General features: G+C 34.2%; 21 protein-coding genes, 2 rRNA genes and 1 other RNA gene. 6 read left to right on the forward strand and 18 right to left on the reverse strand.

The features are described from left to right. Positions 1–231: 231 nt before the first annotated feature. The 12 genes from X925_RS01215 to X925_RS01270 form a co-directional block, all read right to left on the reverse strand. A complete protein-coding gene (locus tag X925_RS01215) occupies positions 232–1,827 on the reverse strand; it encodes a hypothetical protein (protein ID WP_121958913.1) in 1,596 nt (531 codons plus the stop codon). Positions 1,828–1,848: 21 nt separating this feature from the next. Next, positions 1,849–2,598, reverse strand: a complete 750-nt coding sequence (locus X925_RS01220) for an ABC transporter ATP-binding protein (protein ID WP_012209672.1) — start codon at positions 2,596–2,598, stop codon at positions 1,849–1,851. 80 nt (positions 2,599–2,678) lie between these two features. After that, the gene (locus X925_RS01225; RefSeq protein WP_146026671.1) at positions 2,679–3,173 is read right to left on the reverse strand and encodes a hypothetical protein; all 495 of its coding nucleotides are present in this window, start codon (positions 3,171–3,173) and stop codon (positions 2,679–2,681) included. Between the two features lie 221 nt (positions 3,174–3,394). Continuing rightward, positions 3,395–3,910, reverse strand: coding sequence for a cob(I)yrinic acid a,c-diamide adenosyltransferase (cobO, locus tag X925_RS01230; protein ID WP_121958914.1), 516 nt, complete (start codon positions 3,908–3,910; stop codon positions 3,395–3,397). A gap of 48 nt (positions 3,911–3,958) precedes the next feature. After that, entirely contained in the window at positions 3,959–4,726 is a 768-nt protein-coding gene (locus X925_RS01235) for a DUF364 domain-containing protein (RefSeq protein WP_121958915.1), read from the reverse strand. A 941-nt stretch (positions 4,727–5,667) separates the two neighbouring features. Continuing rightward, a complete protein-coding gene (locus X925_RS01240) occupies positions 5,668–6,648 on the reverse strand; it encodes an SAM hydroxide adenosyltransferase (protein ID WP_199171451.1) in 981 nt (326 codons plus the stop codon). Between the two features lie 195 nt (positions 6,649–6,843). Then, positions 6,844–7,368, reverse strand: coding sequence for a hypothetical protein (locus X925_RS01245; protein WP_121958916.1), 525 nt, complete (start codon positions 7,366–7,368; stop codon positions 6,844–6,846). Positions 7,369–7,660: 292 nt separating this feature from the next. Further along, entirely contained in the window at positions 7,661–10,183 is a 2,523-nt protein-coding gene (locus X925_RS01250; RefSeq protein WP_121958917.1) for an adenosylcobalamin-dependent ribonucleoside-diphosphate reductase, read from the reverse strand. A gap of 94 nt (positions 10,184–10,277) precedes the next feature. Continuing rightward, on the reverse strand, positions 10,278–12,845 hold the full coding sequence (gene glgP, locus X925_RS01255) for an alpha-glucan family phosphorylase (protein WP_121958918.1): 2,568 nt from the start codon (positions 12,843–12,845) through the stop codon (positions 10,278–10,280). Positions 12,846–12,972: 127 nt separating this feature from the next. Continuing rightward, entirely contained in the window at positions 12,973–13,707 is a 735-nt protein-coding gene (locus tag X925_RS01260) for a hypothetical protein (protein WP_121958919.1), read from the reverse strand. A 365-nt stretch (positions 13,708–14,072) separates the two neighbouring features. Further along, positions 14,073–15,800, reverse strand: a complete 1,728-nt coding sequence (locus X925_RS01265; RefSeq protein WP_121958920.1) for an NAD+ synthase — start codon at positions 15,798–15,800, stop codon at positions 14,073–14,075. An 81-nt stretch (positions 15,801–15,881) separates the two neighbouring features. Beyond that, complete coding sequence (locus X925_RS01270; RefSeq protein ID WP_121567218.1) at positions 15,882–16,784, reverse strand: phospholipase D-like domain-containing protein; 903 nt, start codon at positions 16,782–16,784, stop codon at positions 15,882–15,884. 314 nt (positions 16,785–17,098) lie between these two features. On the opposite strand from X925_RS01270, the gene X925_RS01275 reads away from it, so the two are divergent. From X925_RS01275 to X925_RS01300, 6 genes are all read left to right on the forward strand, one after another. Next, positions 17,099–18,517, forward strand: coding sequence for a glycosyltransferase (locus X925_RS01275; RefSeq protein ID WP_121958921.1), 1,419 nt, complete (start codon positions 17,099–17,101; stop codon positions 18,515–18,517). Between the two features lie 61 nt (positions 18,518–18,578). Next, entirely contained in the window at positions 18,579–20,174 is a 1,596-nt protein-coding gene (locus X925_RS01280; RefSeq protein WP_121958922.1) for a DNA repair protein RecN, read from the forward strand. A 16-nt stretch (positions 20,175–20,190) separates the two neighbouring features. Beyond that, on the forward strand, positions 20,191–20,811 hold the full coding sequence (locus tag X925_RS01285; RefSeq protein ID WP_103065454.1) for a HEAT repeat domain-containing protein: 621 nt from the start codon (positions 20,191–20,193) through the stop codon (positions 20,809–20,811). 80 nt (positions 20,812–20,891) lie between these two features. Continuing rightward, positions 20,892–21,251: a transfer-messenger RNA gene (ssrA, locus tag X925_RS01290) on the forward strand. Between the two features lie 264 nt (positions 21,252–21,515). After that, entirely contained in the window at positions 21,516–21,695 is a 180-nt protein-coding gene (locus tag X925_RS01295; protein ID WP_103065453.1) for a hypothetical protein, read from the forward strand. Position 21,696: 1 nt separating this feature from the next. After that, a complete protein-coding gene (locus X925_RS01300) occupies positions 21,697–22,425 on the forward strand; it encodes an ATP-binding cassette domain-containing protein (protein WP_121958923.1) in 729 nt (242 codons plus the stop codon). A 4-nt stretch (positions 22,426–22,429) separates the two neighbouring features. Here the strand turns inward: X925_RS01300 and X925_RS01305 are convergent, their stop codons facing one another. The 6 genes from X925_RS01305 to X925_RS01330 all read right to left on the reverse strand — a co-directional run. Further along, positions 22,430–23,476 (reverse strand): hypothetical protein, encoded by a 1,047-nt coding sequence (locus X925_RS01305; RefSeq protein ID WP_146026672.1) that lies wholly within the window; start codon positions 23,474–23,476, stop codon positions 22,430–22,432. 77 nt (positions 23,477–23,553) lie between these two features. Further along, positions 23,554–24,291, reverse strand: a complete 738-nt coding sequence (truA, locus tag X925_RS01310; RefSeq protein ID WP_012209645.1) for a tRNA pseudouridine(38-40) synthase TruA — start codon at positions 24,289–24,291, stop codon at positions 23,554–23,556. An 11-nt stretch (positions 24,292–24,302) separates the two neighbouring features. After that, the gene (locus X925_RS01315; RefSeq protein WP_012209644.1) at positions 24,303–24,881 is read right to left on the reverse strand and encodes a hypothetical protein; all 579 of its coding nucleotides are present in this window, start codon (positions 24,879–24,881) and stop codon (positions 24,303–24,305) included. Between the two features lie 23 nt (positions 24,882–24,904). After that, the gene (locus tag X925_RS01320) at positions 24,905–26,584 is read right to left on the reverse strand and encodes a phospho-sugar mutase (protein WP_121958925.1); all 1,680 of its coding nucleotides are present in this window, start codon (positions 26,582–26,584) and stop codon (positions 24,905–24,907) included. Positions 26,585–26,730: 146 nt separating this feature from the next. Beyond that, a 5S ribosomal RNA gene (rrf, locus tag X925_RS01325) occupies positions 26,731–26,843 on the reverse strand. A gap of 27 nt (positions 26,844–26,870) precedes the next feature. Beyond that, a 23S ribosomal RNA gene (locus X925_RS01330) occupies positions 26,871–26,978 on the reverse strand; the annotation flags it as partial.

The raw sequence follows: 26,978 nt of genomic DNA on the forward strand, positions 1-26,978 counted from the left end.
GCAGCCCACCCATAAGGAAAAAATTCTTTACGCTTTCATCCCACTTCCCACCCATGAGGAAAAGAATCTTTTGCACTTTTACCCTGCATCCCACCCAGAAGGAAAACCCTACTAAATTATATGATAGCACACATTCTAAAAAATAAGAAAAACCCTCTAAAAAATTAGCATAGAGGGCTTATTATACTATTACAGAAATTAATTACGATTTTTAGATCTATCCTTTGAATGTTATTCCATTGCTTCTATGTACTGATTTATCTTTCTTTGTTCTTTTCCAATAGATCTTACAATTACAAACAATAGCACCGCTACTGTTCCAAGTATTATTAAAGAAGTAAGCTGCATGCTGATATTTTTGAAGATCCACAATGGACCTTGGGCTAACATTAGGTCATAAAAAAATAGCAAGCCAAAAATAGCCGCAGCGTACCCCATTGTTATCAATTCTATAACCAATACTTCTTTACCTTTGAAAACCTTGTTCATTTGGGATATATCTCTTTTGGGATCACTGAGAAAGATTCTTGTTCCTAACAGTGATGAATAGTACAATAATATGACAGTAGGAATTATAAGTATCAAATCAAATAATTTAAATTTTAGCACAATGGAGAAAACTATTATAAGAGCGATGAACTCAATTGTATAAAGCCCTGTAGAAATCATTATTTTTGAGTTCACCATAGTTCTTGTTTTGAAAGGAAATAACTTTGGAACGGGCCAGATTTTTATTTCTTCAGTCAACATATATGCAGAAATCATGGCAGAGTAGTCTGCAGCTATCAACACAAAAAACATAGTTATGTAAGATAAATCTTGCATACCTGTGAAAAAGAATATGAACGGCAATACCACCGGATAAATCATCATAAAGATCAATTGGGAATTCCTGAAAAGAAGTTTTCTATCTTTTTCAAAAAGAGGCAGACGTTTGGTTTTAAATTTTTCAATTTTTTTAACCTTTGACTTTTTTCTCGAGGTTGAGAAATCAAGATTGTTCGAGTATCTATATACCAAGTAAAAGAACAATATCGAAACAGCGTAGATGAATACAAGAGAAAAGATACTGCCGTTTATAGCGTTGATGAACTGAGCATGTGGCCAAAGAGGGTTCATAAATACTTTAAGAGAGTTCCCCATGCCTTCCACAAGGTTTTGTGGATCGCTAGTCATCATACGGGGGAGAAATTGCGGTATTAAGACCATAAAGATAAGGCCTATGAAATAAGTTAATTGGGCAATTCTTTTTGCAGATGTTTTACCAACAAAGAAAGACATAATTAATCCTATTACAATCGATATAGAGATCAAAAAAAGAAAAAAACCTATAATACCCAAGATAGATAGAATAATATTTGAACCTTTCAAAATCATATACGAGACAACTATTGATAAGAAGGCTCCACTCCCTATTCCAGACATGATTAAACTATCTATAGTAGAGGAAAAAAAGAGTGTTGACCTTTTAATGGGCATGGTCAAAAGGATGTCCATCATATCGTTATCAAAAAGCGTAGTTACAATTAATGGGGAAAATTGTAAAACAAAAATCGCACTTACAAATAAAAAGGAAGGTGCAAACATTAGCTCTAACAAAGTATAATTAGAATCCAAACCTATTTGATTCAACGGAATGTTTAAATTAAATGAACCTGCAGCTGCAAGCATCGTAGGAATGATAACAGCTAAAAAAATTATTGGGACTATCAGATAGCTCATTACACTGGAGAGCATACCTGAACCTCTTTCTATCCCTTTTTTATTTTTTGTTGGTCGAGATTTGTTTTTATAGGAGTATTTTAACAACAATTTTAATTCATTCATTATTGTCTCAGAACCTCCCCTCTAAAGTTCGTCGATTATTTCTTTTACTTCACTACCCCCTGTTAATTCCAAGAAAATGTCCTCTAAACTCCTATTTCCTAGTTTAGAGAGAGATCTCAATTCTTCCAAATTACCTTCTGCAAGGATCCTACCGTGATCGATGATCCCTATTCTGTCACACATCTTTTCTGCTATTTCAAGGATATGTGTCGTAAAGAATATCGCGGAGCCTTCGCTCTTGTATTTTTGTAAAAGTTCTTTGAGTATCCTCGCTGCTCGGGCATCCAAACCTACGGTTGGCTCATCCAAAAAAATTACCTTTGGTTTTCTCATCAAAACTGAGGCAACCATTAATTTTTGTTTCATACCATGAGAATAATCACCTATGTAATCATTGAGGTAATCTATCCCAAAGGCATCACATATTTCGTTGAATCGAGAATGAATTTCGTTTGAATTTAATTTGTATACGTTCATTACAAATTCTATATACTCACTGCCTTTGAGGTTCTCATACATTTTTGGTTCATCAGGCACAACGCCAATTTCTCTTTTTATCTCCAATTCGTAATTATTGTAATCTTTATCCATGATGAAAATTTGACCAGAGGTTGGTTTTAGTGTTCCTGTGAGCATTTTTATAGTTGTAGTTTTCCCTGCACCGTTCGGACCAAGAAAACCATAAATTTCCCCCGCACTTACGTTTAAGTTGATTCCATCAACAGCGGTGAAATCTTTAAATTTTTTTGTTAAATTTATCGCTTTTATCAATTTTATACCCCCCTCTACCTCATTCTAACTTTAATAAGTTTAAAACCCTCTATTTGATTCCAGAGGGTTTTTTTAAAGTTTTAGCTTTGAAAGAAAGGAAATCTCAGACCTTCAATATCTTTTTCGTTTTTCTCAAACTTACCAGAATACTCTTCCATTTCTTTTAAATCCCAATCGAATACCGTTAAATAGCAACTTCCTTCCTTTTCCTCGCTGAATATTGCGGGGAAATTGTATAGATCTTCAAAATCTTCTTTCTCGCTCTCTTCATCGGCTAGCGACACCTCAGTAATCACTGAATACGCTTTTAAATCAACGATCTCTGCCAATTCACCTAAGAAATACATAAATTTGTCGAATTCTTCTTCGGTATCGACATCTAGTGGTAAGTTAACGGGAACCACTTCTTCTTCAATTTTGAATTGTGATAGGTGCTCGCTGATATCCTGAGCTAAATCTTCATCTTGTTTTTTTATCTTGTCCAAAAATTCTTTCTTAGATTCCTCACTAAAGTTCACCCATAAAATAACTTCAGGGTGAAGATGGTCCTCATGTACTAAATTTGAATCATTCATATACTCGATAGCCACTGTGTGAAAATTTGGATAATTTGAAATAAAAATCTCCTCCTTTTTTATTGAACAAAATTAGAAACTCTAAAACTTATCATTGTTAATATTATTATACCATTATTTTTTTATTATACATATTAATAAAATAAAACAGAAAATTATTTTTCGAATACCTAAATAATCGACTTCGAAGAAACTTTGCTTATTTAAATTTTTACTGTTATTTAAAACTCTATACCTTTTCTTGCTTGAACTCCTTGGTTGTAATAATGTTTAACCTCTTTCATCTCGGTAACCAAATCCGCAATTTCTAAAATTTCTTCTGGGGCATATCTCCCAGTTATTACGACCTCTATCGATGGAGTTCTTTCTTTAATTGCTTTTACAACTCTATCCAGCGGAATCAACTTGTAGTATAAAGCAATATTCAACTCATCCAACACGACCAAATCGTATTCAACGCCTTTTAAAACCTTCTCACAAATATCCATGCCCTTATTGGCTGCTTCTATGTCTTCTTCTGTAGGTTTTTTGTAGATAAAACATTCTCTACCAAACTGTTGAATTTCAATGTTTTTAATATATTGGCTCACTTTCAACTCACTATACTCCATACCCTTTATAAACTGTGCAAAAAAGACTTTTTTACCTGAAAGTGCAGCTCTAACAGAAAGCCCTAAAGCTGCTGTTGTTTTGCCTTTGCCATTACCAGTATAAACATGAACGAAAGATTGTTCCATCTCAGCCACCTCATCATCTGCTAAAAAATTATTTTCTTACAAGCTTTTTTATACTCTTATATTTTTTTTAATTGCAAGTTTGGATATCTGGCTTATACCCCCTGCGAGTGAAATATTTCGAAAGATTTTATCTTTTTTAGCTTCATCCCACCAAGAACCTGCTAAAACAGTTACCCCCGTTCCAACAAAGGCATTCGGAAACATCGGCGTGGATGCCCCAATTAAAACTATTTCTCGGGCATTTGTGCATAAACTTAAAAGTTCTTCGATGCTGTGGTTTATAACAGTAGTTCCACTTAAAAATACTATTTCACATTTTGGAAGTATGTCCTTTTGTTCTTCCTCAGGGAGTACTTTCCCAACAATACCACCTTTTTGTGAGACCCCACGATCAAAAATAAACACATTTTTGACCATACCATTGAACATATTAGCAACTTGAGGAATATAGCCTATCAAGCAAACATTATCTTCGGAAGCAACTTCAACAGAAAAGGGATAAATAGAAGTATCAACATCAACTAAAGGAAGGGCGTGTGAAGCAGCTGTCAACACAGCGACGCCGATAGACCTTTGCAAATCATCTTGACCCGTGAGAGCCCATTCGGCAATCTCTAAACTATCTTTATCAATAATGTCCTGGACATACGGGAAAATAGAGCAACCTGACTTTAAATTCTCACGTAGCACGTAACTTACGCCAATATGATTACTACTAAGTTCCAAACCAATAAGTGAAATTCCTATAACCGCATCTTTGATCTTTATTCCTTCTAAATAAGGCTGTGCTTCTTGTATAACTCTTTCAACTATCATCCTGCTCCCCTTCTTAGTGAGTTATTTAACTATTGAAATATTAACAATGTTCCTAACAATCCTCTTATTCCTCATGGTTCATATAATTTGTTTTCAACCCCATTATATCATCTAAAAAGTTAAAATTCGTTAATCTTCTGAAAATAAGGCCTTTCTAATCTCAATATACCCAATATTTCAAAGTGTTTGTGAACTATATTTGCTTTAACAAAATAAGCTTTTATTTAGCATAAAGGAAAAACAATTATCCCCATTTCTTGTTCCACATGAGAGTTATCGTTCTTCTTGTAAGACCTACTTCTTGAAAGTTTAACATCGTTGTTCCCTTTTACCTTTTCAAAAAGTACTTTAAGTATACTCTTATCGTTATCAGGATAAAAATGTATGACATCAACAGACAACTTGGTAGAGCAAGAAAATCTATCTTCTTAACTCAAAAAGAGTCAAGGATATGATATCATTTCAAAGACATCAAATTAAGATCTAACCAATCTTTTTTCAAGGACAGATAATATTATCTAATGCGGGTTTTGTACGCAACATAATATGATATAATATGTTAGTTTCTTAATTACCTATAAGGACTAGAAACTGATACAGTAATTATAGACATCTTATGTCTTTTTATCATCTCTTAACTACCTATAAGGACTAGAAGCTTAATTAAGAAAGTACTTTGAAAGTTTTTATAATTATTTAAATAATTTCCTGTAAAATTAAAAGGTCAAAAATAATTATTAGTCAGCTTGTAGATAAACTTCAATGATACCTAATGAAAAAATCAAAAAACCCGCCTTGACGGCGGGATATATTGATCTTACTTTTTTACTTGAGTTTCTGTTGTAGTTGGTAAATTTGTTCGTTGGTTAATCCTACTCTTTCTGTTAGATATTTTATAGCTACATCTTTTATATTTGAATCATCAACTTGATTTCCATTGTTCATTTCAATAAATCTGAAATTATTCTTTCAACTGCCTCATAGGCTGGCGTTCCTTTCTCTACATTGTAATAATTCTCGTATGATTTTACATAATCGTTATATATTTCTTCTGTTGAAGCAACCATTATTGCTCCTAAAAGTGCGACAGTTATACCTGCTCTATCCTTTCCTTCTACACAATGCACTAAATATGGTGGTTCCTTTTCAATCATGAAAAGTAACCCTTCTTTTAATTTCTTTGCAAAGTCATCACTCATCGGATCTACACCCATGCTAAGAGCTATTAGATTGCCTTGATCATAAATCATCTTGTAATAACTTGAATACTGTAGATTGTTCATCAATTCTTCTTGTGAATCGGATAAATTAATTACAGTCTTAATTCCCGCTTTTTCCATTAATTTACTTGCATATGGAGAACGTGGATCATCGATGGATGGATGTGAAGATCTATAAAGTTTTCCCTCTCCTATATTTCCAATGGTAACTTCTCTAAAGTTGGCAAAGATTTCGTCACTTGCATAGTCATTCCTGTTGTCTGTTCTAACTAAATGACGAATTTCAAGTTCTGATTTATACGCTCCTTTTTCTTTTAGTTCGATAGTTATTTTATCCCCAATTTCCAAATTATAGGTTTTTGCAAAATTCCCATAGTTTATTGCAAGTTGAACATGACCACTACTTGTTCTAACGAGTGGTTTGCCTCTATCTACGTCACCATAAGTTGTAACAAAAGGTGCAATAACGCTTGTTCCATCAAGCTTTAATAATAGCATATCCCCTATTTCAAAACCATATTCGAAGATTGTTGTTTCTGGAATATCAGTATGAACATTTCCATATTTGTCAATTTCAGAAACAGTCCCAACCACATCTGACGTAACTATCTCTTGTGCAAAAGTTATATTTACCAACGATAAAACTAAGAAAACAGCTAAGACGAGGCTCGCAGTATGAAAAACTTTCTTTAGCTTATTCACTTTCTTTCACCCCCTAGTAATTTTCTTTTTTTGCTTCTTTAAGCAAATAATTAAATTTAGTTCATAGAAATAATTTCTCAGAATTACAAAATTACATCCCTGTCTTCTATTTTAAGGTTCTGTATTTATTATATCATTCTTTCAGGAAAATTTTAACACGATCGATTTGCTGATGAAGGAGACCTAAAAAGGCCCTCACCATCCATATCCTACGGCAAAACCGATCCCAGGAGATGTGATTGGCTCTATTGGCCCACCGAAAATCGCATTTAAAGCAGCAGAGAAGTCGAACACAAATCCTCCGGTACTTATCCACTGGTAACCAGCAACACCCCCGATGAGGAGAAAACGCACGGAACCCTCTGTGTCGTAGATATCTTCCATCGCTGAGCTATATAGCACACTAACGCTTGGGGCAACGTAGAAACCACTTGGCGCAGTCTGATGTAGGTAGTTGCGATATGCTGCACCACCGCCGAAAGTACTGACCTGCGCAATACCGAGATTCAAGGACTGGACAAGAGCGCTGGCCTGAATCGAACCACTTGAGGAAAGTGCCCTTTCGTATGAAACGTTGTAGAAACCAAATAAAGATCCAAGTGGGTTTGTGGTTAGAGCCTGCTTAATTTGTTCTTTAGGAGCCTCCGTCATTGAAACTTGTGAAAATAGCGAAAGCATGCCTACCAACAATACCAAAGTTAAAATTAATACTTTTTTCATCTTACTTCCCCCTCGTGATTGTTTATATAATTTAGAAAAACACATAAAAAATTTGTCTTTGATTAGTCTATTATTTTTTTTACTAAGATATACCCTAATAATACAATAGTATGCGGATGCTTAGCTAAGGTAAGCTAAAGAAAGTAAATAAGTTAATTTATATTATCATAAAAAATTAAGATTGTCAAACAAAAATTTGAGAAATTGTTAAAATTAATTCAAAAATGTAAAGTACTAAACAAAACCCCGGTGAGCATTTTCACCGGGTTTGCATGTTTGTTATATATTTTTTTTAAGAACACTTTGACCATCCGCAAGTGGTGCAGGTAACACAGCCTGATTCGTTTATCAAGGTATTTTTAGATAGACAGCTTGGGCAGTATGCGTTGCCTTCTGAGTCTATGTAATAACCTTTTTCGTATTTTAAGTCGTTGGCGTAGACAAATTTTTCTACTTCTTCCCTGGTTTTAGGTGTGCCCGTTCTTATTACTTCATAATCTTCTATTTTAGATCCCCATAACTGGTTGAAATCGTTGAGGGCTTTGCTTATTTCCTGAGCCAATCCTTTACAATATGTTCCTTTAACTTTTTTTAATTGCTCAACTATTTCATCCGTTGAGACGCCTGCTCTTAAAGCTATGGATGATAATCTTCCAATGACCTCTGCAGTTTCTGTGCCATCTGATAGAAAGATTTCTACCGCTTCTCCGGCATCATCGAAGGAGACTGTGACGTATACCGTTCCTGTGTCGTGTTTAAACTTTCGTGTGACGCTTCGTAAGGTTTCTTTTCTTGGCCTTGCCCTTAGTTTGTGTTTTTCGTCCAATACAAAGAATGTGACGTTTTTGCCTTGTGTTTCAGTTGTTTCTTTTTCTTCTTGGGATGCCGAGGTTAGAACTTGAGTTTCAAGGCTTCCATCTCTGTAAATAGTTAATCCTTTTAGGTTTAATTCTAATGCTTGTAGATAGATAGCTTTAACGTCTTCTATAGTTGAAGATTTGGGCATATTTATAGTTTTAGAGCATGAGGCGTCAAGATAACTTTGAATTACGTGTTGGGCTAATAGATGATCCTTTGGTGGTATATCCATTGACGTTACAAATATTTTTTTGATTTCGTTTGGTATACTGTCTATATTTTGAATGCTACCTTTTTCAATGATTTCTGCTTTTAACTCTTCTGTCATGTTGGTGCCTATTTTTTCCATTAATATTGGGTTTATATAAGATAGAGGCACTCTGTCTCCTTCTTTGTTGGTCATGTATCTTACGTAGGATAGTAAGAAGTTTGGTTCAATTCCACTTGATGTGTCTGCTAAGTTAGATATTGAACCTGTTGGAGCTATGGTGTTCGTTTGTACATTTCTTTTGTATTTTGTGGCTTCGCCTTGAAAATGTTGGCGTATTTTTTCATTCCATACTTCTATGTCTTCGTCTATTTCGTCATCCAACATGGGAAATGGTATGAATCCTTTGGGGTATTTGGATCGTTGAAAGTCCGGGAAATTGCCTCTTTCTTTGGCCAGTTCAGTACTTGCAACATGAGAGAAATAAGCTAATTCAGCGGTTAATTTTGCCATGAACTTTCTGGCTTGTTCTGAGTTGTAGGGTAGCTCTTTTTTGTATAATGCATCTGCTAATCCCATCATTCCTAATCCAATAAATCTTTGCTTTTTCGATATTTCTTCAATTTCTTTCAGAGGGTAGATATTTGATTCTATGACGTCATCTAAAAATCTTACAGCCCAATATACTATTTCTTGGAACTCTGAAATATCCGGCGAGTTTGGATTTCCTAAATCCATGTCTTCCACTAGTTTTGCAACGTCTATAGAGCCAAGATTACAACTTCCAAAGGGTGGTAGGGGTTCTTCTCCACATGGGTTTGTAGCGGTAACTGGGGTGTGCTCACTCATTGCGTAGTATTGATTGTGTCTACCAAGGAAAAGCATCCCAGGATCTCCCGTTTTCCATGCGTTTTCTACCATTTTGTTCATTAAGTCGTTTGCCTTGATAGTCTTTCTTATGGATGATGCGGGATGTTCTAAGGTGAGATCTCCATCCTCTTCGAGCATTTTTTTGAATTCTTTTGGGTTGTCAATGTTCACTGAAATGTTGAAGTAATTCAAGACATTGTTGCCTTTGTTGTCTTTTTTGGAATTTATAAAGTCAAAGACATCGGGATGATCATACCTTAATACAGCCATTTGAGCTGCTCGCCTTGCTCCACCTTGTTCTATTGTAGATGCTGCAGTGTTGAAAACATGCATGAAACTAATGGGACCAGAGGATTTTCCCCCTGTGCCTGCGATAGAAGAGCCTTTTGGGCGTAAAACAGAGAAGTCGTATCCTACTCCTCCCCCATATTTCATTATTAAAGCAGCATTTTTTACTGCATCGAATATGGCGCTCATAGAATCGTCCATGGGGATTACAAAACAGGCAGATAACATGTTGTGTTTTGTTCTTGAATCAAAAATTGTTCTGTAGTCTTCTAAAGTTGTTTCTTCTATATCTTTTTTGAATAATTGTCTGTCCATTGTTTTGCCGGCGTTGAATATCGTTGGACTGTTTGGTAAGAAAATTCGAGATTTAATTAGTTGGTAGAAATGTTCTTCTGCATTTTTTATTTCCTCTATATCGTTTGTATAGTTTACCTCAGCTGCAGCTACATGTCTGGCAATCCTTTTTGAAACTTCATCCCATGTGCTTTCTAAATAATTCCCCTCGCCATCTTTCAAGAAATATCTGTCTTTTAATATGGTGATTGCATTCTTCGATGGTTCTTTTTGGGTCCATTTAGTTAAAACTCTCATTAAAATTACCCCCTTGAATCAATATATTGTACGTTTATATGATAACACGACAATATATTGAAATCAAGGGGGTCGATTAAAAATTTACACAATCTTATTCTGGATATTTTACAAGTCCCATTAAGTAGTTTTTATGGGGCATGAGAGGATTGTTAGGTGTCACCCTTACATTTATTCCATATTCCCCTCTGTCTTCTATCTTAAATTTTACTGAGTATAGATATGTGTCTTTTTGCACTTCTTTGATGAGTTTCATATCATATCTTCTTATATTGGCAATTTTACCGTCTTTCAACCTTGCAAATAGAACTTCTGGTAGGATTGAGTCTGGTCCTATGCCTGGTAAGTATATTTCTGCTTGTACTCCTATTTCTTCTTCTGCGTTTTTTACTCCAGTAAGATCTTGATCGAGTTTGACATGTATTTTTATAGAGTCCCAATTTTCTTTTAACAATTTAACCCAACCGGCAAATTCTTTTGCCAATTTAAAGTCATCGTTTGAAAAACGTGTGTGCTGCTCGAGAGCGGGCATATATAGTTTTTGAGTGTATTCTTTGAGCATTCTGGCTGTGTTGAAAAAAGATGTGACACTTTTAATAGACTCTTTCATCTTTGATACCCATTCTTTTGAAACGTCAGTTTCTCCTTTTTCATAGTACATAGGCACTATTTGTTTTTCTAATTGGTTGTATATTGAAACACTGTCTATTTTGTCCTGTAATTTCAGGTCTTCGTAGTCTCTGTTGTCCCCTATAGCCCAACCGTTTTTGCCGTTGTATCCTTCAACCCACCAGCCATCTAAGACTGAGAAGTTTATGGCTCCATTCATTCCCGCTTTTTCGCCTGATGTTCCAGATGCCTCTCTTGGACGTCTGGGGTTGTTTAACCAAATGTCCACCCCAGAGACTAAGTGCCTTGCCATATCCATGTCGTAGTTTTCCAGAATTATGACCTTATTTTGAAATTCAGGTTTTCGTGAGTATTCGTATATTTTTTTTATGAGTTCTTGACCTGGTTTATCCGCAGGGTGAGCTTTACCAGCGAATATTAATTGCACGGGTTTGTCGGGATCGTTCAAGATCTTTTTTAATCTTTCTTCATCGCTGAATATTAGATCTGCTCTTTTGTAAGTAGCAAACCTTCTGGCAAAACCGATAGTTAAAGCTTTTTCATCACCTATTTGGTTTACTTCCTCGAGTTGTTCAACTGTTTCTCCATGTCTCGATCTTTGTGCTTTTATACTCTTCCTAATGTATTCTATTAACTCTTTTTTTAATTGTTGGTGAGTTTCCCATAGTTCATGGTCAGGGATATTATCAATTTTTTCCCAAAGTTCTGGATCGTCAATTTTTGACATCCAGTCAGCACCCAGGTATTCTTTTAAAGATTCCTGCAATTTTGGGTTTAACCATGTGTCTATATGTACGCCATTGGTAACATAGTTTATAGGTACTTCCAACCATTCTATACCTGGCCAAACATGGTTCCATAACTTTCTCGATACTTCTCCATGTAGCCTTGAAACAGCATTTGATCTTCCAGAGAGTTTTAGCGCCAAAATGGTCATTGAAAATAATTCTTCTGCGTTTTGTCTTTTTTCTAATCCTAAATTTAGAAAGTCTTGCCTTGAAGCTCCTAATTTAGGCCAAAAGTCTCCAAAATATTTATCAATTAAAGAAATAGAAAACACATCGTTCCCAGCAGGTACGGGAGTGTGAGTGGTAAAAACGTTTCCAGCCCGAACCGCTTCAATTGCTTCCTGAAAAGTTAAGCCATGTTCTTGAACTAATTCACGTATTCTTTCAAGACCTAAGAATGCAGCGTGACCTTCATTCATGTGCCAAACAGATGGGTTGTACCCTAACTTTCTTACCGCTTTCACTCCACCAATCCCTATTAGTATTTCTTGTTTTATACGCATTTCTATGTCTCCACCATACAATGTGGAGGTTATTTCTCTATCTTCAGGATCATTTTGCATTAGGTTGGTGTCCAAGAGGTATAGGTTCACTCTTCCTACCTTTACCTGCCAAACTTTAGCAAATACCTTTTTCCCTAATAGATCTATATCGACGTATATTTCATCCCCGTTGGTATCTTTGGCGGGAATAATAGGAAAATCCGAAAAATCGTAATCTAAAAATATACTTTCTTGCCATCCTTCTGAATTAAGCCTCTGAATAAAATAACCCTTTTGATATAATAAACCTATAGCTATAAGTGGTATACCTAGATCACTTGCACTTTTTAGATGATCACCAGCCAATATTCCTAAACCACCAGAATACATAGGAAAAGACTCGTGAAGGCCGTATTCCATACAAAAGTAAGCAATTTCTCCATCTTTAAAAGAACGGTGGGTCTTACTGAACCATGTGTTGCTATTTTCATTCATATAATTAGAAAACTCTTTCATGACTTCTTGATAGAGTTCGTTAAATTTCGAGTCTTCTGCAGCAGTGTTTAATTTTTTTTGTTCCACACGTTTTAAAAAGGTAACCGGGTTTCTCTGAGTGGATTCCCAAAGCTCTTTGTCTATGGTTTCGAATAAGGCTTGAGTTTTATAATTCCATGTCCACCACATGTTTTCAGAGAGTTCTTTTAACCCCAGAATCTTTTCCGGGATTTTTGGAACGACGGTAATTTTACTTATAAAATCCATTTTTTACCCTCCCAATATAGCTTTTGATGATAGAATCTTTAAAAATTAGATACCCCCTTTTGGACCCAACTCCAGTAACTCTTTTAAAATAAATATTATACTTAAAAATTCTTTATTTTTATATTTTCTAATTATTGCTCCAAAATTCTTGAGATTCCGATATCATTATTAGCTCTCCAAAATTATTGGTTGATTTTTCTAAATAGTATATCTTGTTGAACAACCCATACTTTTTCGAAATGAAATAAATGTAGTCTTGGGATTCACCTACCGTACTTATCAAATTTTTTGATAAAGTAAACTCTTGATCGTTACTAACAATGGTGTAACTGTTCTCACTTTCTTTGATATATTCATAATTTGCTAATTCTGGAATCTCTAAGACCCTTATTCTTAAAAGATTTTCAACAAAGGTGAAAATATCTTCTACGATTTCTTCGTTTGGTACTATAACAAATTTAAAGATATTTCCATTTTCTAGAATTACAGAATATTCGAGTCCCCTGAAATCGTATGAAGGATATGAGATTACAATCATATCAGAGTTTTCAAAAAAGAAGAATCTATCGTCAAATGTTTGAATATTGAATGAACCAAACTTTGTTTTTACTGTGTAAGTGTTTGTGATATTGCTTTTTTCAATGGTTATATTGTAACCTTTGGGCGAAAAAGGCATTTTTTTAACCCGTTCGTAGCCTGTTTCTTTGATTTTTACATATGGATAGTAATAATGGCTTTCTAAGTTTTCTACATACAAATTCCATAGTATGAAAGTAGCAAAATATATGACTGCCATTGTGCCGATGATGATTAATAAATTTTTTAGACTATCGTTGGATTGGTTTTTTTCTTTTTCTTCCATGATTTTTTCTCCTGTTTTAATGATCTGATTTAGCGCTTTCGCCCTTCTAAAAGGGACCTGCCTGTCCCTTAGACCCATGCGTTAAGGGGCACGCCCCTTAAGAACCCCAAAACACTATTTCAATTAAAAAAATTTTTTTGCATAAATCAGCAAAAGGGCTCCGCTCTGTGACCCTTTAAAAAGTAGAGCTTTTTTAGGTCAATTGTTGGCATCGTTTTTTTGTAAGTTGCGCATAGTCTTTATTTGCGCCCCTTCGCCCCGCACCCCACCCCACAAGGAAAAGATCGAAGATCTCTTGACCTCGCAGCCACCCATAAGGAAAAAGATCCTTATTTAGCACCCTACCCCTGCGCATTTGACATTAACTACCAGGGAATATATTTATTCGTAATTGGCATTCTTCTGTCTTTTCCAAAACTTCTTTCAGTTAGTTTTATACCAGGAGCAGATTGCCTTCTTTTGTATTCGTTCTTGTTGACCATGTTTATTACATTTTTCAATAACCCTTCATCGTATCCTTCCTGTAGTAATTCATCATATGACATTTCTCTGTCTATATACTTGAATAAAATCTCATCGAGTAAAGCATATGGCGGCAAAGTATCCTCATCTTTTTGATTTGGTCTAAGCTCTGCTGAAGGCGGTTTTTCTAATATAGATCTTATAATAATTTCTTTTCCGTGAAGTTCGTTGTATTTTCTAGCAACTTTATATAAGTCTGTTTTGTATAAGTCTTTAATGGGAGAGAATCCTCCCGCCATGTCACCATACAATGTAGCATATCCTGTAGCTGCTTCACTTTTGTTGCCGCAAGCTAAGGCTAAATATCCGAATTTGTTCGAAAATGCCATTACTAAGTTTCCCCTTATCCTTGCTTGAATGTTTTCTTCAGTTTTGTCTTCATCGGTGTTTTTAAAGCTTTCCTTCAAATTTTCAATATATTTTTCGTATATGTCATTTATCGGAATTATTTTATAATTAATTCCCAAATTTTTGGATAGCTCTATCGAATCATCGATACTGCCTTTAGATGAGTATTGAGAAGGCATTAGTAATCCCAAAACATTTTCAGGACCTATAGCGTCCGCAGCAATAGCGGCTGTGAGCGAGGAATCTATTCCTCCACTTAGTCCTAGAACAACTTTCTGAAAACCATTTTTCCAAACGTAATCCCTTATACCTGTTTTTATGGCGAGGTACAATTGCTCGTATATATCAAAAGAGTCAACTTTTATAGCTTTTATGGGAGTTTTTTCTCTAATCTTTTTTTCTATTTTTATTGTATTTACGCTTTCATAATAGGCACTTTGATTGTAATGTTTCCTTTTTCCTTCCCTTAAATTGGCTCTAGTAGGTTCTAGGGGATCTATATCTATAAAATACAACCCTTCTTCAAAAGAAGGAGCACTTAATTCTATTTCTCCGTATGGGTTAATTACAACGCTTCCACCATCGAAAACTAACTCATCTTGACCGCCTACAATATTGCAATAAGCGATCCAACTCGATAACTCTGATGCCCTGGTTTTGAGCATTTCGAACCTTACCTTGTTTCTTCCCTTATAAAAAGGGGATGAAGAAAGATTTAAAATCAAATTGGCACCGTTTTGTGCTAAGGAAACAGCCGGTCCGTTGGGAACCCACAGATCTTCACATATTGTTATTCCTATTTTGATCCGTTCCATTTCCATTAAAAAAGGTGCTCTACCGGCAGTAAAATACCTTTTTTCGTCAAAAACAGAGTAGTTTGGTAAGAACATCTTTTTATAACTACCATAGATTTCGCCTTTGTATATAACAAAAGCAGAGTTGTAGGATTCAACATCCCAGTCAACAGCACCTAAAACTATTACAACATCTTTAGATTTACTAAAATCTTGTATTTCTTCTATACTTTTCAAAGAATCCCTTAAAAATTGGGTTTTTAAGATTAAATCTTCTGGAGGATAACCATTTAGAGATAATTCTGGAAAGAGTATTAGATCGGCACCTTTTTCGTCTGCCTTAGAGATGAAATCTTTTATCTTTTGAACATTTCCTGGATAGTCGCCAACTGTGGAATTCATTTGAGCCAAAGATATTCTTATTTTCATAGCTAATTTATGCTTTAGGTTTATTTTTTAAAAGCATGGACCTCCTTTTTCGGATATTGAAAAAAGAAACACCAATATATTTTACCATTCTTGCCATAATAAATCAAATTTTCTATTTATGATGTCAGCTAACCTTTTGTTTTTTATTATGACAACCATTTCGTCGTTTTTCTCTCTTGCCCTGTACGTCAGATTGTAACTTCCTATAATAACTGTTTCTCCATCTATTGTTATACACTTTGCATGAATGTCATTCCTATACTTTATATTTATGCCTTGCATATATTTTAAGGGTGAAGTGTAGATTTTGTTCCAATCATCGGATAGTATTTCAACCTTTACATTGTTGGAAGAAACTTGTTCCAAGATGTGAACGAAATAGGGATCGGTGAAAGAATACGAAAAGACTTTTAAAGAAATTTTGGATCTCTTAATCTCATTTAAAACTGAGTTAAGGACCTCTTTTGATGGCCCAGTTATTATTTTTACCTTCCCAAATTCGGTGGTGTTTAGACGCTGATTGATTACTTCTTTTGAATATCCAAATTTACCCCTTTGAAAGTTCTCATATTCATCAAGAAAAACTTTAACAATCTTTTCATCTTCGGTGTAGATGAAGATGTTTAGATCTGTTAATAAACCGCTTGTAGTGAAGTTCCCAGTTCCAAATAATACTGAGTTGTTATCGAAGATCATATATTTTTGATGTAGGTAACCGTCAGTGTTTTTATCGTATTTGATGCTTAAATTTATATCTCCAGAATATCCTCCATCTTTTTCTAAAAATATTTGATGGTTTATAGCTGATAAATTTTCAGAAATTGTATCATCTAAACTGAAAGATACAACTTTTACTGAAGTGCTTGTTTTTAGTTTTTGATTTATAAAGTGTACTAATTCGCCACCAGAGAAGAAGAGTTCAAAGGAAAAAAGCGAGGTAAAGGAAAATAGAAATAATGCTGTTAAAGTAAATTTTGTTTTCAATGTTGTTAAACCTCCGTCCCGTGAACTTTTGAAGCTTTATTATTAGAATTTCTTCTAAAACTGTGTTAGCGCCCCTTCGCCCCGCTCCCCGCCCATAAGGAAAAAGGTTTTTTATTTTTTGCCAAGCAGCCCATCCATAAGGAAAAAAATCAATATTTTGCCCCGTTGCCCACAGAAAAAAGATTGAAATCTTTAGAATTATAGCATATTTTCAGATTATGTTTCTAAAAAGCGCGTTGAAAAGAAAATTTATTATAAGTATGGTAAAATATATTTGTTGTTCTACAAATATCAGACTATTGGAGGAATTTCTCATGAAGGTGTTGTTTCTCAATCCTCAAGGCAACTTTGACAAAAACGATTCTCATTTAACCGAGCATCCTGATTTTGGGGGTCAATTGATCTACGTTAAAGAAGTATCTAAAGAGTTGGCTAATTTAAATGTTTCTGTAGATATAGTTACCAGACAGATAATTGATCCCAACTGGCCCGAGTTTTCTAAGGAGTTGGATTATTTTGATACAAATCAAAACCCAACTATAGTTAGAATACCTTTTGGTGGGGATAAATTCTTAAACAAAGAACAATTATGGCCATTCTTAAAGGAATACGTTGATAATATTCTTTCATTTTACGAAGGCAAAAATATAGATTTCATAACCACTCATTACGCCGATGGAGGGTACTCAGGAGTTCTCTTAAGATCAAAATTAGGTTTAAATTTCTCTTTCACAGGGCATTCTTTAGGTGCCCAAAAAATGGACAAATTAAACGTCTCTTCGAAGAATTTTGAAGATCTCGACAAAGAGTACCATTTTTCACAAAGAATAATGGCTGAAAGGTTGTCAATGCAATACGCATCTAAAATTATTGTCTCCACATCTATGGAAAGATATGAACAATATTCTCATCCTTTGTATGCCGATGTTTCTGAAGTTGCAAACGACAGTAAATACAAAGTGATTCCCCCTGGAGTTAACACGGATATCTTTAACGACGATATGACTGATCTCGATCAAGACACTGTCGCTCAAATTGAAAATAAATTAAATAAACAGCAAAAACCTTTTATCGTTCTCTCCAGCCGTTTAGATGCTAAAAAGAATCATATCGCTGTTGTGAAGGCATATGCAAATTCTAGAGATCTTCAAGATAAGGCAAATCTAGGAATATTTCTTAGGGGCATTCCTGATCCTTTCACCGACATACACAAATTGTCGGAAAAAGAAAGATCTATCTTATCCCCAATTTTGGAAGAAATAGAAAAAGCAAATATAAAAGATAAGGTATATTTTTTTGATTTAAAATCTCAACTTGCCTTAGCTACCGCTTACAAACTCTTTTCAAACTTGAAGTCCGTTTTTGTTTTACCCTCTTTTTATGAACCTTTTGGCTTAGCTCCTATCGAAGCAGGAGCTTGTGGCCTTGCTGTTGTTGCAACAAAGAATGGTGGACCAAGCGAAATATTTTCGGATGGTTCAGGTGTGTTAATTAATCCTGAAGATATTCAAGATATTGTTGAGGGCTTAATAAATGCTTTGAATAATTATGATTATTTTTCAAAAAAGGTTAAAAAAAGAGTTTTAGAAAATTATACTTGGAAGAGTACTGCTAGAGGATATTTAGAGGTTATAGAGGAAGGAGCTAAACTTCCCAAAAAAACGTTAGAAAAAGTGCCTCCTTTAGATGCAAATGAAATAATACTTGATTATTTAAAAAATAAAAAGATTTAAAATTATGGTATAATTTCGATGATAGAAGAATAAAGTGCCGATTGTAAGGTTGGTGTGGTGAATGCTACTTTCTTTGTCTATAAAAAATTTTGGCCTCTTTAAAAGTGCTAACGTGGATTTTAACGATAATTTCTGCGCTATCACCGGTGAATCGGGAACGGGAAAATCTATGTTTTTAAATGCTTTAAATCTTTTTTTAATAGGAAATGTTCCTCAAAACCTGAAGACCTCAGAAGGTTCAGTTTCAGCATATTTTACCGTTAATGATTTTATCAAAGAGATGCTGAGAGAATACGTGCCCTTTGATGGTGATGATTTGATCTTAGCCGTAAATTTCACTCCTAAAAAGACACTTTTCAGAGTTAACGATACAATAGTTCCTAAAAACGTCGTTCAAGACATTTCGAAGTATCTGTTAGAAATACATTCTCAAGACTCCAACATAGCTTTGAGAGACGAGAATTATCAGAATTCTTTGATTTTTAAGATTTTGAGAGAGAAATTCCCCGAATATTTTTTTGATTACGATAAGGGGTATGAGGAATACTTGAATTTGAAAAGAAAGCTAGAAAACCTTCCAACCAATAAAACCGAAATCTTTCGAAATATTGATATTTTAAACTACCAGATCCAGGAAATTGAAGAGGCGAACCTTCAACCTCATGAAGATGATGAACTTTCTGCTCGGTTTAAAACTCTAAATAATTTAGAAGAAATCAGGGAACGTTTGGTAGAATCTTTAAACATACTAAAAGATAGAGAGGAACAAAGTATCGATGAGGAAATTGGTTATATAATTTACAATTTGTCAAAGTTAAAAGATTTTGGATTCATTGAAGAACATTCTCTAGCTTCGTCTATTCAGGAACAAATAGCCGAATTATACACCCTTTTAGAAAATAGATTATCTCAACTAGATAGCGATCCAGAAGAATTGGAAAGAGTCAGCGAGAGACTGAACAAAATCATCGATTTAAAAAGAAAATATGGTCCATCTCTTGATGATGTTTTAAAAAATCTCAACAAGTTTAGAATTCAAAAAAATGAATTAGAAGAAATAAAAAACGATTTTCACGAGTTAGAACCAAGATTATATAAATTGAAAGACGAATTATTAGAACTCAGTGATAAAATAATAGAGAAGGTTACTCCTTTTCTCAACGATTTAAAATCAAACATTGAAAACAATCTGAAGGATCTCAATATGGAAAATAGTAAGATAGATTGGAAGATAGAAAGACTAAAAGAGCCAAAAAAAGAGGCAGCACATAGGATCACCTTTTTATTAAAAACAAATCCAAAAAGTGATTTTATGCCTTTATCCGAAATAGCTTCTGGGGGTGAATTGTCTAGAATAATATTAGCAGTGGAGGTTGTACTAGGGAAAAATCACGCAATTGATACTATGGTTTTTGACGAGATTGATTCTGGAGTTGGCCCAAGGATGGCAGATGTTGTAGGAAATAAACTCAACGAATTATCAAAAGACAAACAAATTATTGTAATCACTCATATGCCCCAAGTAGCAAATTTCGCCACTGAACACTTTAAAATAGTAAAATCGTCAAACGAAGAAACTAGTTCAGCAATCATAAAATTATCAGAAAATGAAAGATTGGAAGAAATAAAAGAGATGTACGGGAATATTGTCTATTGAAAAGGATGTGTAAAAGATGTACAGTCGTGAAGATCTGATAAAAAAGATAGTTGATGAAAAAGGACTTCAAGCTATACCTAATTTAATAGAGCTATTAGATGATGATGATTACGAAGTTCGAGAATTGGCAAGGGATGCATTGAGCGTTATGGCACCCGAGGGAAAAGAATACCTTTTACAAGAGTTCAAACGAAGATTCAATCTGAACTTTCAAGACGATACTGTTTTGTTGTATCTAGCTGAACTTTTATCTGACTTGAAGTGCCATGAAATAGTGGAAAACCTTAAGATGATGTTCAATAAATTTTCAGATGAGAGGGCTTTCCCTTTGATCATAGAAAATCTATTAAAAATCACAAAAGATGAATCTTATTTAGACATATTGAAAACTTATATTGACAGCGATGAATGGGAAATAGAAGAGATAAGCGTTATGGCCATTACCGAGTTACCGAACAGAAAAACTTTAGATATACTTTTAGAAAAGTATTATAAAACTTCCAACAACTCTTTAAAAGTGCTTATTTTGGATTCAATAACAAAAATCTTGTCTAAGAATTTTGATTTGGTTCCATACCTACAAGAACGTGACCCTGAAATATCTGAAAAACTACAGTGGCATCTTAAGAGGTCTTGATTTTGAACTGAAAATTTGTTATAATATAAACGTATCCCAGCAAAAAGAATTCACCCCGAACGGGTTAAGGAATAAAGTATGGGGACGATTGGGTTCGACGGGAATAGGCTGAAGTCGGGAAGCGAGTCGAGGAGTCTGAAACCTCGTAAAAAACGAAAAAACATTGAAATGCCGAAGAACCAGAATTAGCATTAGCTGCTGCGTAGACGGCGGCTCGTCTCTCCCCAAGTTTTCTTGGAACCTTGCTTGAGGAATGAGGCGTCAGAAAAAGGTTCCACTTCTAAAATCTCTTACCCGGATTTTAGAAGTACCAACGGGTAATAGGAAATTGTGACTCGGTCCGCAAAGTCACAATTTCCGAAAACTGATTGCGGACTGCGCTCGGAGAAGCCGGCTTCACCTATTTTCGGACGCGGGTTCGATTCCCGCCGTCTCCACCATTTTTTAAGGCAAAATGTTAAAACTTTCACATTAATTGTTCAGGCTTAAGCTCAAGAAATACAATCGTTCTTAAAAATAATGTTTTATGTTAAACAAAGAAAGGGAGGCATAGTCCGCCCTTTTTTCTTTTCTTAAACATGCGATTTTTCACTGTTTTATAAAAGAAATGTAATGAAATTTAGCTTTTTTGTATAAAGAAGAGAGTATCATATTGTTGGTAAGCCACCAATTTTAAGATTAAGCGAAGGAAGGCGGCACTCACGATGTATGAAAAAAATCAAAGTACTTACGAAGAAAATGATGATTATGCAAAATTTAAATACTCTTCCCAAATTGATTTTATTAGATCCCTAAAAAATGCCGATAATGAAGAAAGTATTAGAAAGTTAGCTTTAGTCAAAGAGGAATATTTTTTTAATAATATGAAAAGCACAAAACATTAAAATGGATAAAGATAAGATTATCGAAATTAAAGATTTATCTGTATACATTAACAGTCAAAGACTATTGAATAATATTAATTTAGAAATATCAAAAAATGAAATTCTTTTAATTTATGGACCTAGGAATGCAGGTAAATCTTTATTAGCAAGATCTATTGTAACTTTGAATGAGGAACTTTTTAAAAACATCCAAACTACTGGTCAGATTTTATTTTTAGGTGAGGATGTCAATAATATTGAAAAAAGATATCTTCGCTCCGAAATTGCATATTCGGAGCCAACCTTTGTTGATAATATAAATTTCTTAACTTTAAGTGAAGTCTTCAACCTCGTATTAGGAATAAAACCTTCAGAGATATCACATGAGCAATTTATACTTCTTGAAAAGCTTAATATCGCACATATCTTTTCCAATCATTCTTCGTTAAAAAGTTATGAGAGTTTTTGGAATTGGACAATTGGGGATAAGATTTCATTTATAATTTTTCTGAGTTTAGTTAGAAACCCACAAGTATTCATATTTGATTCTATCTTAGATCATTTGGACGATTTCATGCATAAAAATATTAAAGACTTTCTTTACGATATCAAAGAAGATCGATCATTGATTATATCTACAAGAAACCTCTCCTTGTTTTCAGACATTGCAGAAAAGATTGTTTTTTTGGATCAGGGTGAGATTGTTTACAAAGGGAGTATTGAAGGTTTTTTGCTGAATTTCCCTCTTTAGTTTATTACTCATCTTCATTAGAATAGATTATAACTTCGTTTTTTGTAATTTCGATATCAAACTTACCTAAATCGTATTCCTTTTGTGGTGCATAGGAAGGCAACTCTAAAAACATATTGTAAACATTTCCTTCTTTGAATATTCCTCCAGCAAATTCAATCCTATAACTTTCCAATTTGAAGGTTTTTACCTGAATATATTCATCTGTGACCAAAATGGATAAAGGAGCTCTTTCAAAATCTCGATTTATATTCTTTTTGCCCAAAGTGAAGAATTGGCCCGAACTGGAAAGCATGTATACCGTACTATCTTTTTCATAGGCAAAAACAATTTCTCCATCGATATAGAATGTCTTACTTTTTTCTTCTATGTCACCGTAATCACAATAAAACCGGGATTTAGTAATGACAGGTTCTCCTTTTTTTGGCATCCAAATAGATAAAGGCTCTCCATAGAAAAATACGCCGCTTTCAATTTCAAATACTTTATCTATATTAGTTTCAACTTTTTTATATATCTGTTGTTTTTCCAGATCTAATGTATATTTTTCACCTTCATAATTCGTTAAGTCTATTTCTATTTTTTTTACTCCATCCGTGAAAGTAAGTTTTGAAGGTGGTACATTTATTGTAATTGGTGTGTTTATTTTTAGATTGTTTAAAGTAGCTTCTCTGCTGTCACCCGTAATTTCTAGCTCTATCCATTTTGAAGGTACTCTTGTAATCATCTCACCAATGGGTGGAGAAAACTTATGCTCAAAAATAAAGCCATTGACATCTAAAAGTACACTCATATTTTGATTCCAACTTAAAAAAGCAGACGTTTTGGTTCCATCGTCTGTAAGAATAAAAGAGTTTTCTGGGATAACAAAGACGCTCCTAGGAAGTTCATTAAGTATTTCATGGATAGTATTATCCAAATTTTCCATTGAGGTTGTGAAAATTGTGTTGTTATATCTTATATAAAATAGATCGTTAATATAATCTATTTCCAAAATTTGAGAGTTTTCATCAGGAGGTATGGAGATATCCGCGTATTTGTAGAGATTCAACAAGACCTCGTCGAAATAGTTAGAAGGTCCATTATAAATTAAACCAATCTCCACTTTGGCTAAGATTATACCATTTATTAAAATAAAGCTGAGTAAAAATACAACCCTTGCGCAGGAGCTGAGGCAGGTGCTAAAGCTCTTTTTTTTGCTTCCAAAATTTCCTGTATTTTTTCCACTTCCCATACATCTGTACCCACCTTTACCAATGAACCAACGATATTTCTAACCATTCTTTTTAAAAAGGACTTGCCTTCAACTCTTATCAAAATTAAATCTTTTCTTAACTCTATTATCCTTACCCTATAAATGGTCCTTATGGGATTTCTCTCATCGTTACCGGTTTTAAAACTGGTAAAATCATGCTCCCCTTCAAAATATTTTGCTGCCTGTCTCATCTTTTCTAAATTCAATGCAAAAGGGATCCACCATACTCTGTCTCTTAAAAATATATTTGGATCTTCACTAATATAAATAAAATAATGATATATTCTTTTTTTTGCCTCTGCCCTTGGATTAAACCCTTCTTTTACTTCTTTGACTTCTTTTACATACACATCTTCTGGTAAAATAGCATTCAAAGCATCTTTGATATTTTTTTCAGTCATATTTTCATTTTCTACTTTAAAGGAAATAACTTGGCCTACCGCATGTACTCCTGTATCAGTTCTTCCACAAGCATAAGAAGGAATTTCTTTTTTAAAAATAACCTTTAAGGCTTTTTCAAACTCATCTTGAACGGTACGAAATGTTGGCTGACTTTGATAACCATAAAAGTTTGAACCATCATACATTACCGTTGCTGCAACCCATTTCACGAATACTCCTCCTAATATGTCTTCTGTAATAGTTGAGCTTCTAAAATTTTGAATGCGATTTCCGATTCAAATCTTTTTAATAGATCTATATTTCTTTTATAAATCCCTTCATAGATCTTTATCAAATACAAATTAACAAATTTTGTAATTCTTTGAGCGATCAACTCTCTAACGTCAAGAGGAACATTTTCAACCGTCTTTTCTAACCAATAACTAAAATTGTTGTTTATATCGTTTTCTAAAATCAAATCGTTGAAAGAAGAGATTACTCTCCTTAACCCTACATATTTAGAAACCAGATCAACATAATCGCCATGAATCTCCCTAACCGTGTTAGATATGTCATCACAATAACTTAATTTAAGGTATTTCCCTCTTCGCTCGCTTATATTTAAATATCTTCTTATACCTGATAGATCATTATTATCCTCTTCCACAAGAAAATATCCCACGAAGTTAACAGAACCTTTTCTTAAAATCGAAGGCGGAAGAATGTCGTTTATTTTTATAGTGCTTCCATCTAAATAAGAAATATCGTTGATTTCTACGAAATTACCATTATCTGTAAATAAAACGTTATGAAACCTCATTTTCACTCACCTTTATTAGAATACTAAACATTTACAATTTCTGAGATAGCCTGCTCAGCATCTTTTATCAATTTGCGAGATTCATTTTCGGAAGATGATTTTACCATAATATAAAATTTGATTTTTGGCTCTGTGCCTGAAGGCCTCGCTATAATTTTAACGTTTGAGTATCTCAGTTCTACTACATCGGATTTCGGGAACCCCTCTATTCCATTAAGATAATCTAACGTTTCCTTCAAAGTAAAATCACCAACTTTTATAGGAGGATTTTTTCTCATCTTGCTCATTATGCGTTTTATTTTTTGAGTTCCTTCAAACCCTTCAAAAGTAAAAGAAAGAAGCTTTTCATCATAATAACCATATCTTTCTTTTAGATCTTTCAAATACTCGGTGAGTGTTTTCAGTTTGGATAGGGACTCAGAACTCATAACGGAAATTAATGCAGCAGCAATTATGGCATCTTTATCCCTCACATGATCGTTCGCCAAATATCCATAACTTTCCTCAAATCCAAATATAAATTTTTTTCCACTTCCTAGATATTTTTCTATTTTTTCTCCTATATATTTGAATCCTGTCAATGTTTCTTCGACTTTTACATCGAACTCTTGGGCAATGGGTTTAACCATATCAGTAGTAACTATTGTCTTTACAATGTAATCGTCTGGTTTTAAGGAAGAAAATTCCCTAAATTTGCTTAACAAATAATGAGCCAACATTACTCCAATTTGATTTCCTGTAAAAGATACATAATCGCCTTTATATTTTTCAAATACCCCTATTCTGTCTCCATCAGGATCCGTTGCCAAAATTAGATCGGCATCTATTTCTTTTGCTTTTTTCAAAGCTAATTCAAATGCTTCTTTCTCTTCGGGATTAGGAACCTTTAAAGTTGAGAAAGAAGGATCAATTTTTGATTGTTCTTCAACTAGACTAAACTCAAAACCTAACCTATTCAAAATTCCTTCAACTAATTTCAAAGCAGCTCCATACAATGGTGTATATACTATTAAGGGTTTTTTATCCATTTTTGGATTTAAGGACCTAATGTATCCTTCAATTTCATCTAAATAATCGTTGAAAATAGATTCGCTGAGTATATTTATTTTTTCAGAATTAACAGCTTCTTCGAATCCCATCATTTTAATATCTTTGAAGTAATCTAATTTTTCAATTTCTGAAGTAATTTCATTTGCATATTGGGGAACAGCTTGAGTGCCGTCGGATGTATAAACCTTGTAACCGTTGTATTGCGGTGGATTATGGCTCGCTGTTATGATTATTCCTCCATCTGCTTTTAATTTTCTTACGGTGAAGGAAAGTAAGGGTGTAGGAGCAACTTGATCAAAAATATGTACATTAACGTTATTAGCAGCCAATACTCGAGCAGCAACCTTTGCAAATAGGTCGGAGTTTAACCTCGTATCGTAAGCAATAACAACACTCGGAAAATCTTTATATTTTTTTAAATAATTAGCGAAGCCCTGAGTTGCTCGAGCTACTGTATATACATTCATTCTGTTGGTACCAACACCCATTATACCCCTTAATCCACCAGTTCCAAACTCTAAATCTTTATAAAAGCGATCAATAATTTCCTCTTCATTATCCTTTAAACGGAGTAGTTCTTCCTTGAAATCATCTGTTACACTTTCAAGCCATTGCTGAAATCTTTTATATGCTACTTCCTTAACATCCTCCATCTCACTTCCTACCTCCATTTTTAGAATTTTTTCGTCTAAAAAATTATATCATATTTTCTTCATTTTAATAAACAAAAATGCCGCGTATATTCTACGCGGCAATTTTTAGGGCGGGACTTGGGCAGAGAAACATTTAAAAAAAAGGAAGGGGGCGATACCTACTCTCACACGACGAAGCGTACTACCATCGGCACGATACGGCTTAACCGTCAGGTTCGGTATGGTTCTGGGTGTTTCCCGTATCGTTATCTTCACCCCCTATTACTCATTCACAAGTGCATAGAGTTTCGTCCAAAGCCTCGGGCTATTAGTACCGCTCGGCTCAATACTTCTCAGTACTTACACCTGCGGCCTATCTACGTCTTGTTCTCAGACTGCCCTTACCTCTCTCGAG

The sequence above is a fragment of the Petrotoga sp. 9T1HF07.CasAA.8.2 genome (assembly GCF_002895585.1).
Taxonomy (GTDB): Bacteria; Thermotogota; Thermotogae; order Petrotogales; family Petrotogaceae; genus Petrotoga; species Petrotoga mobilis.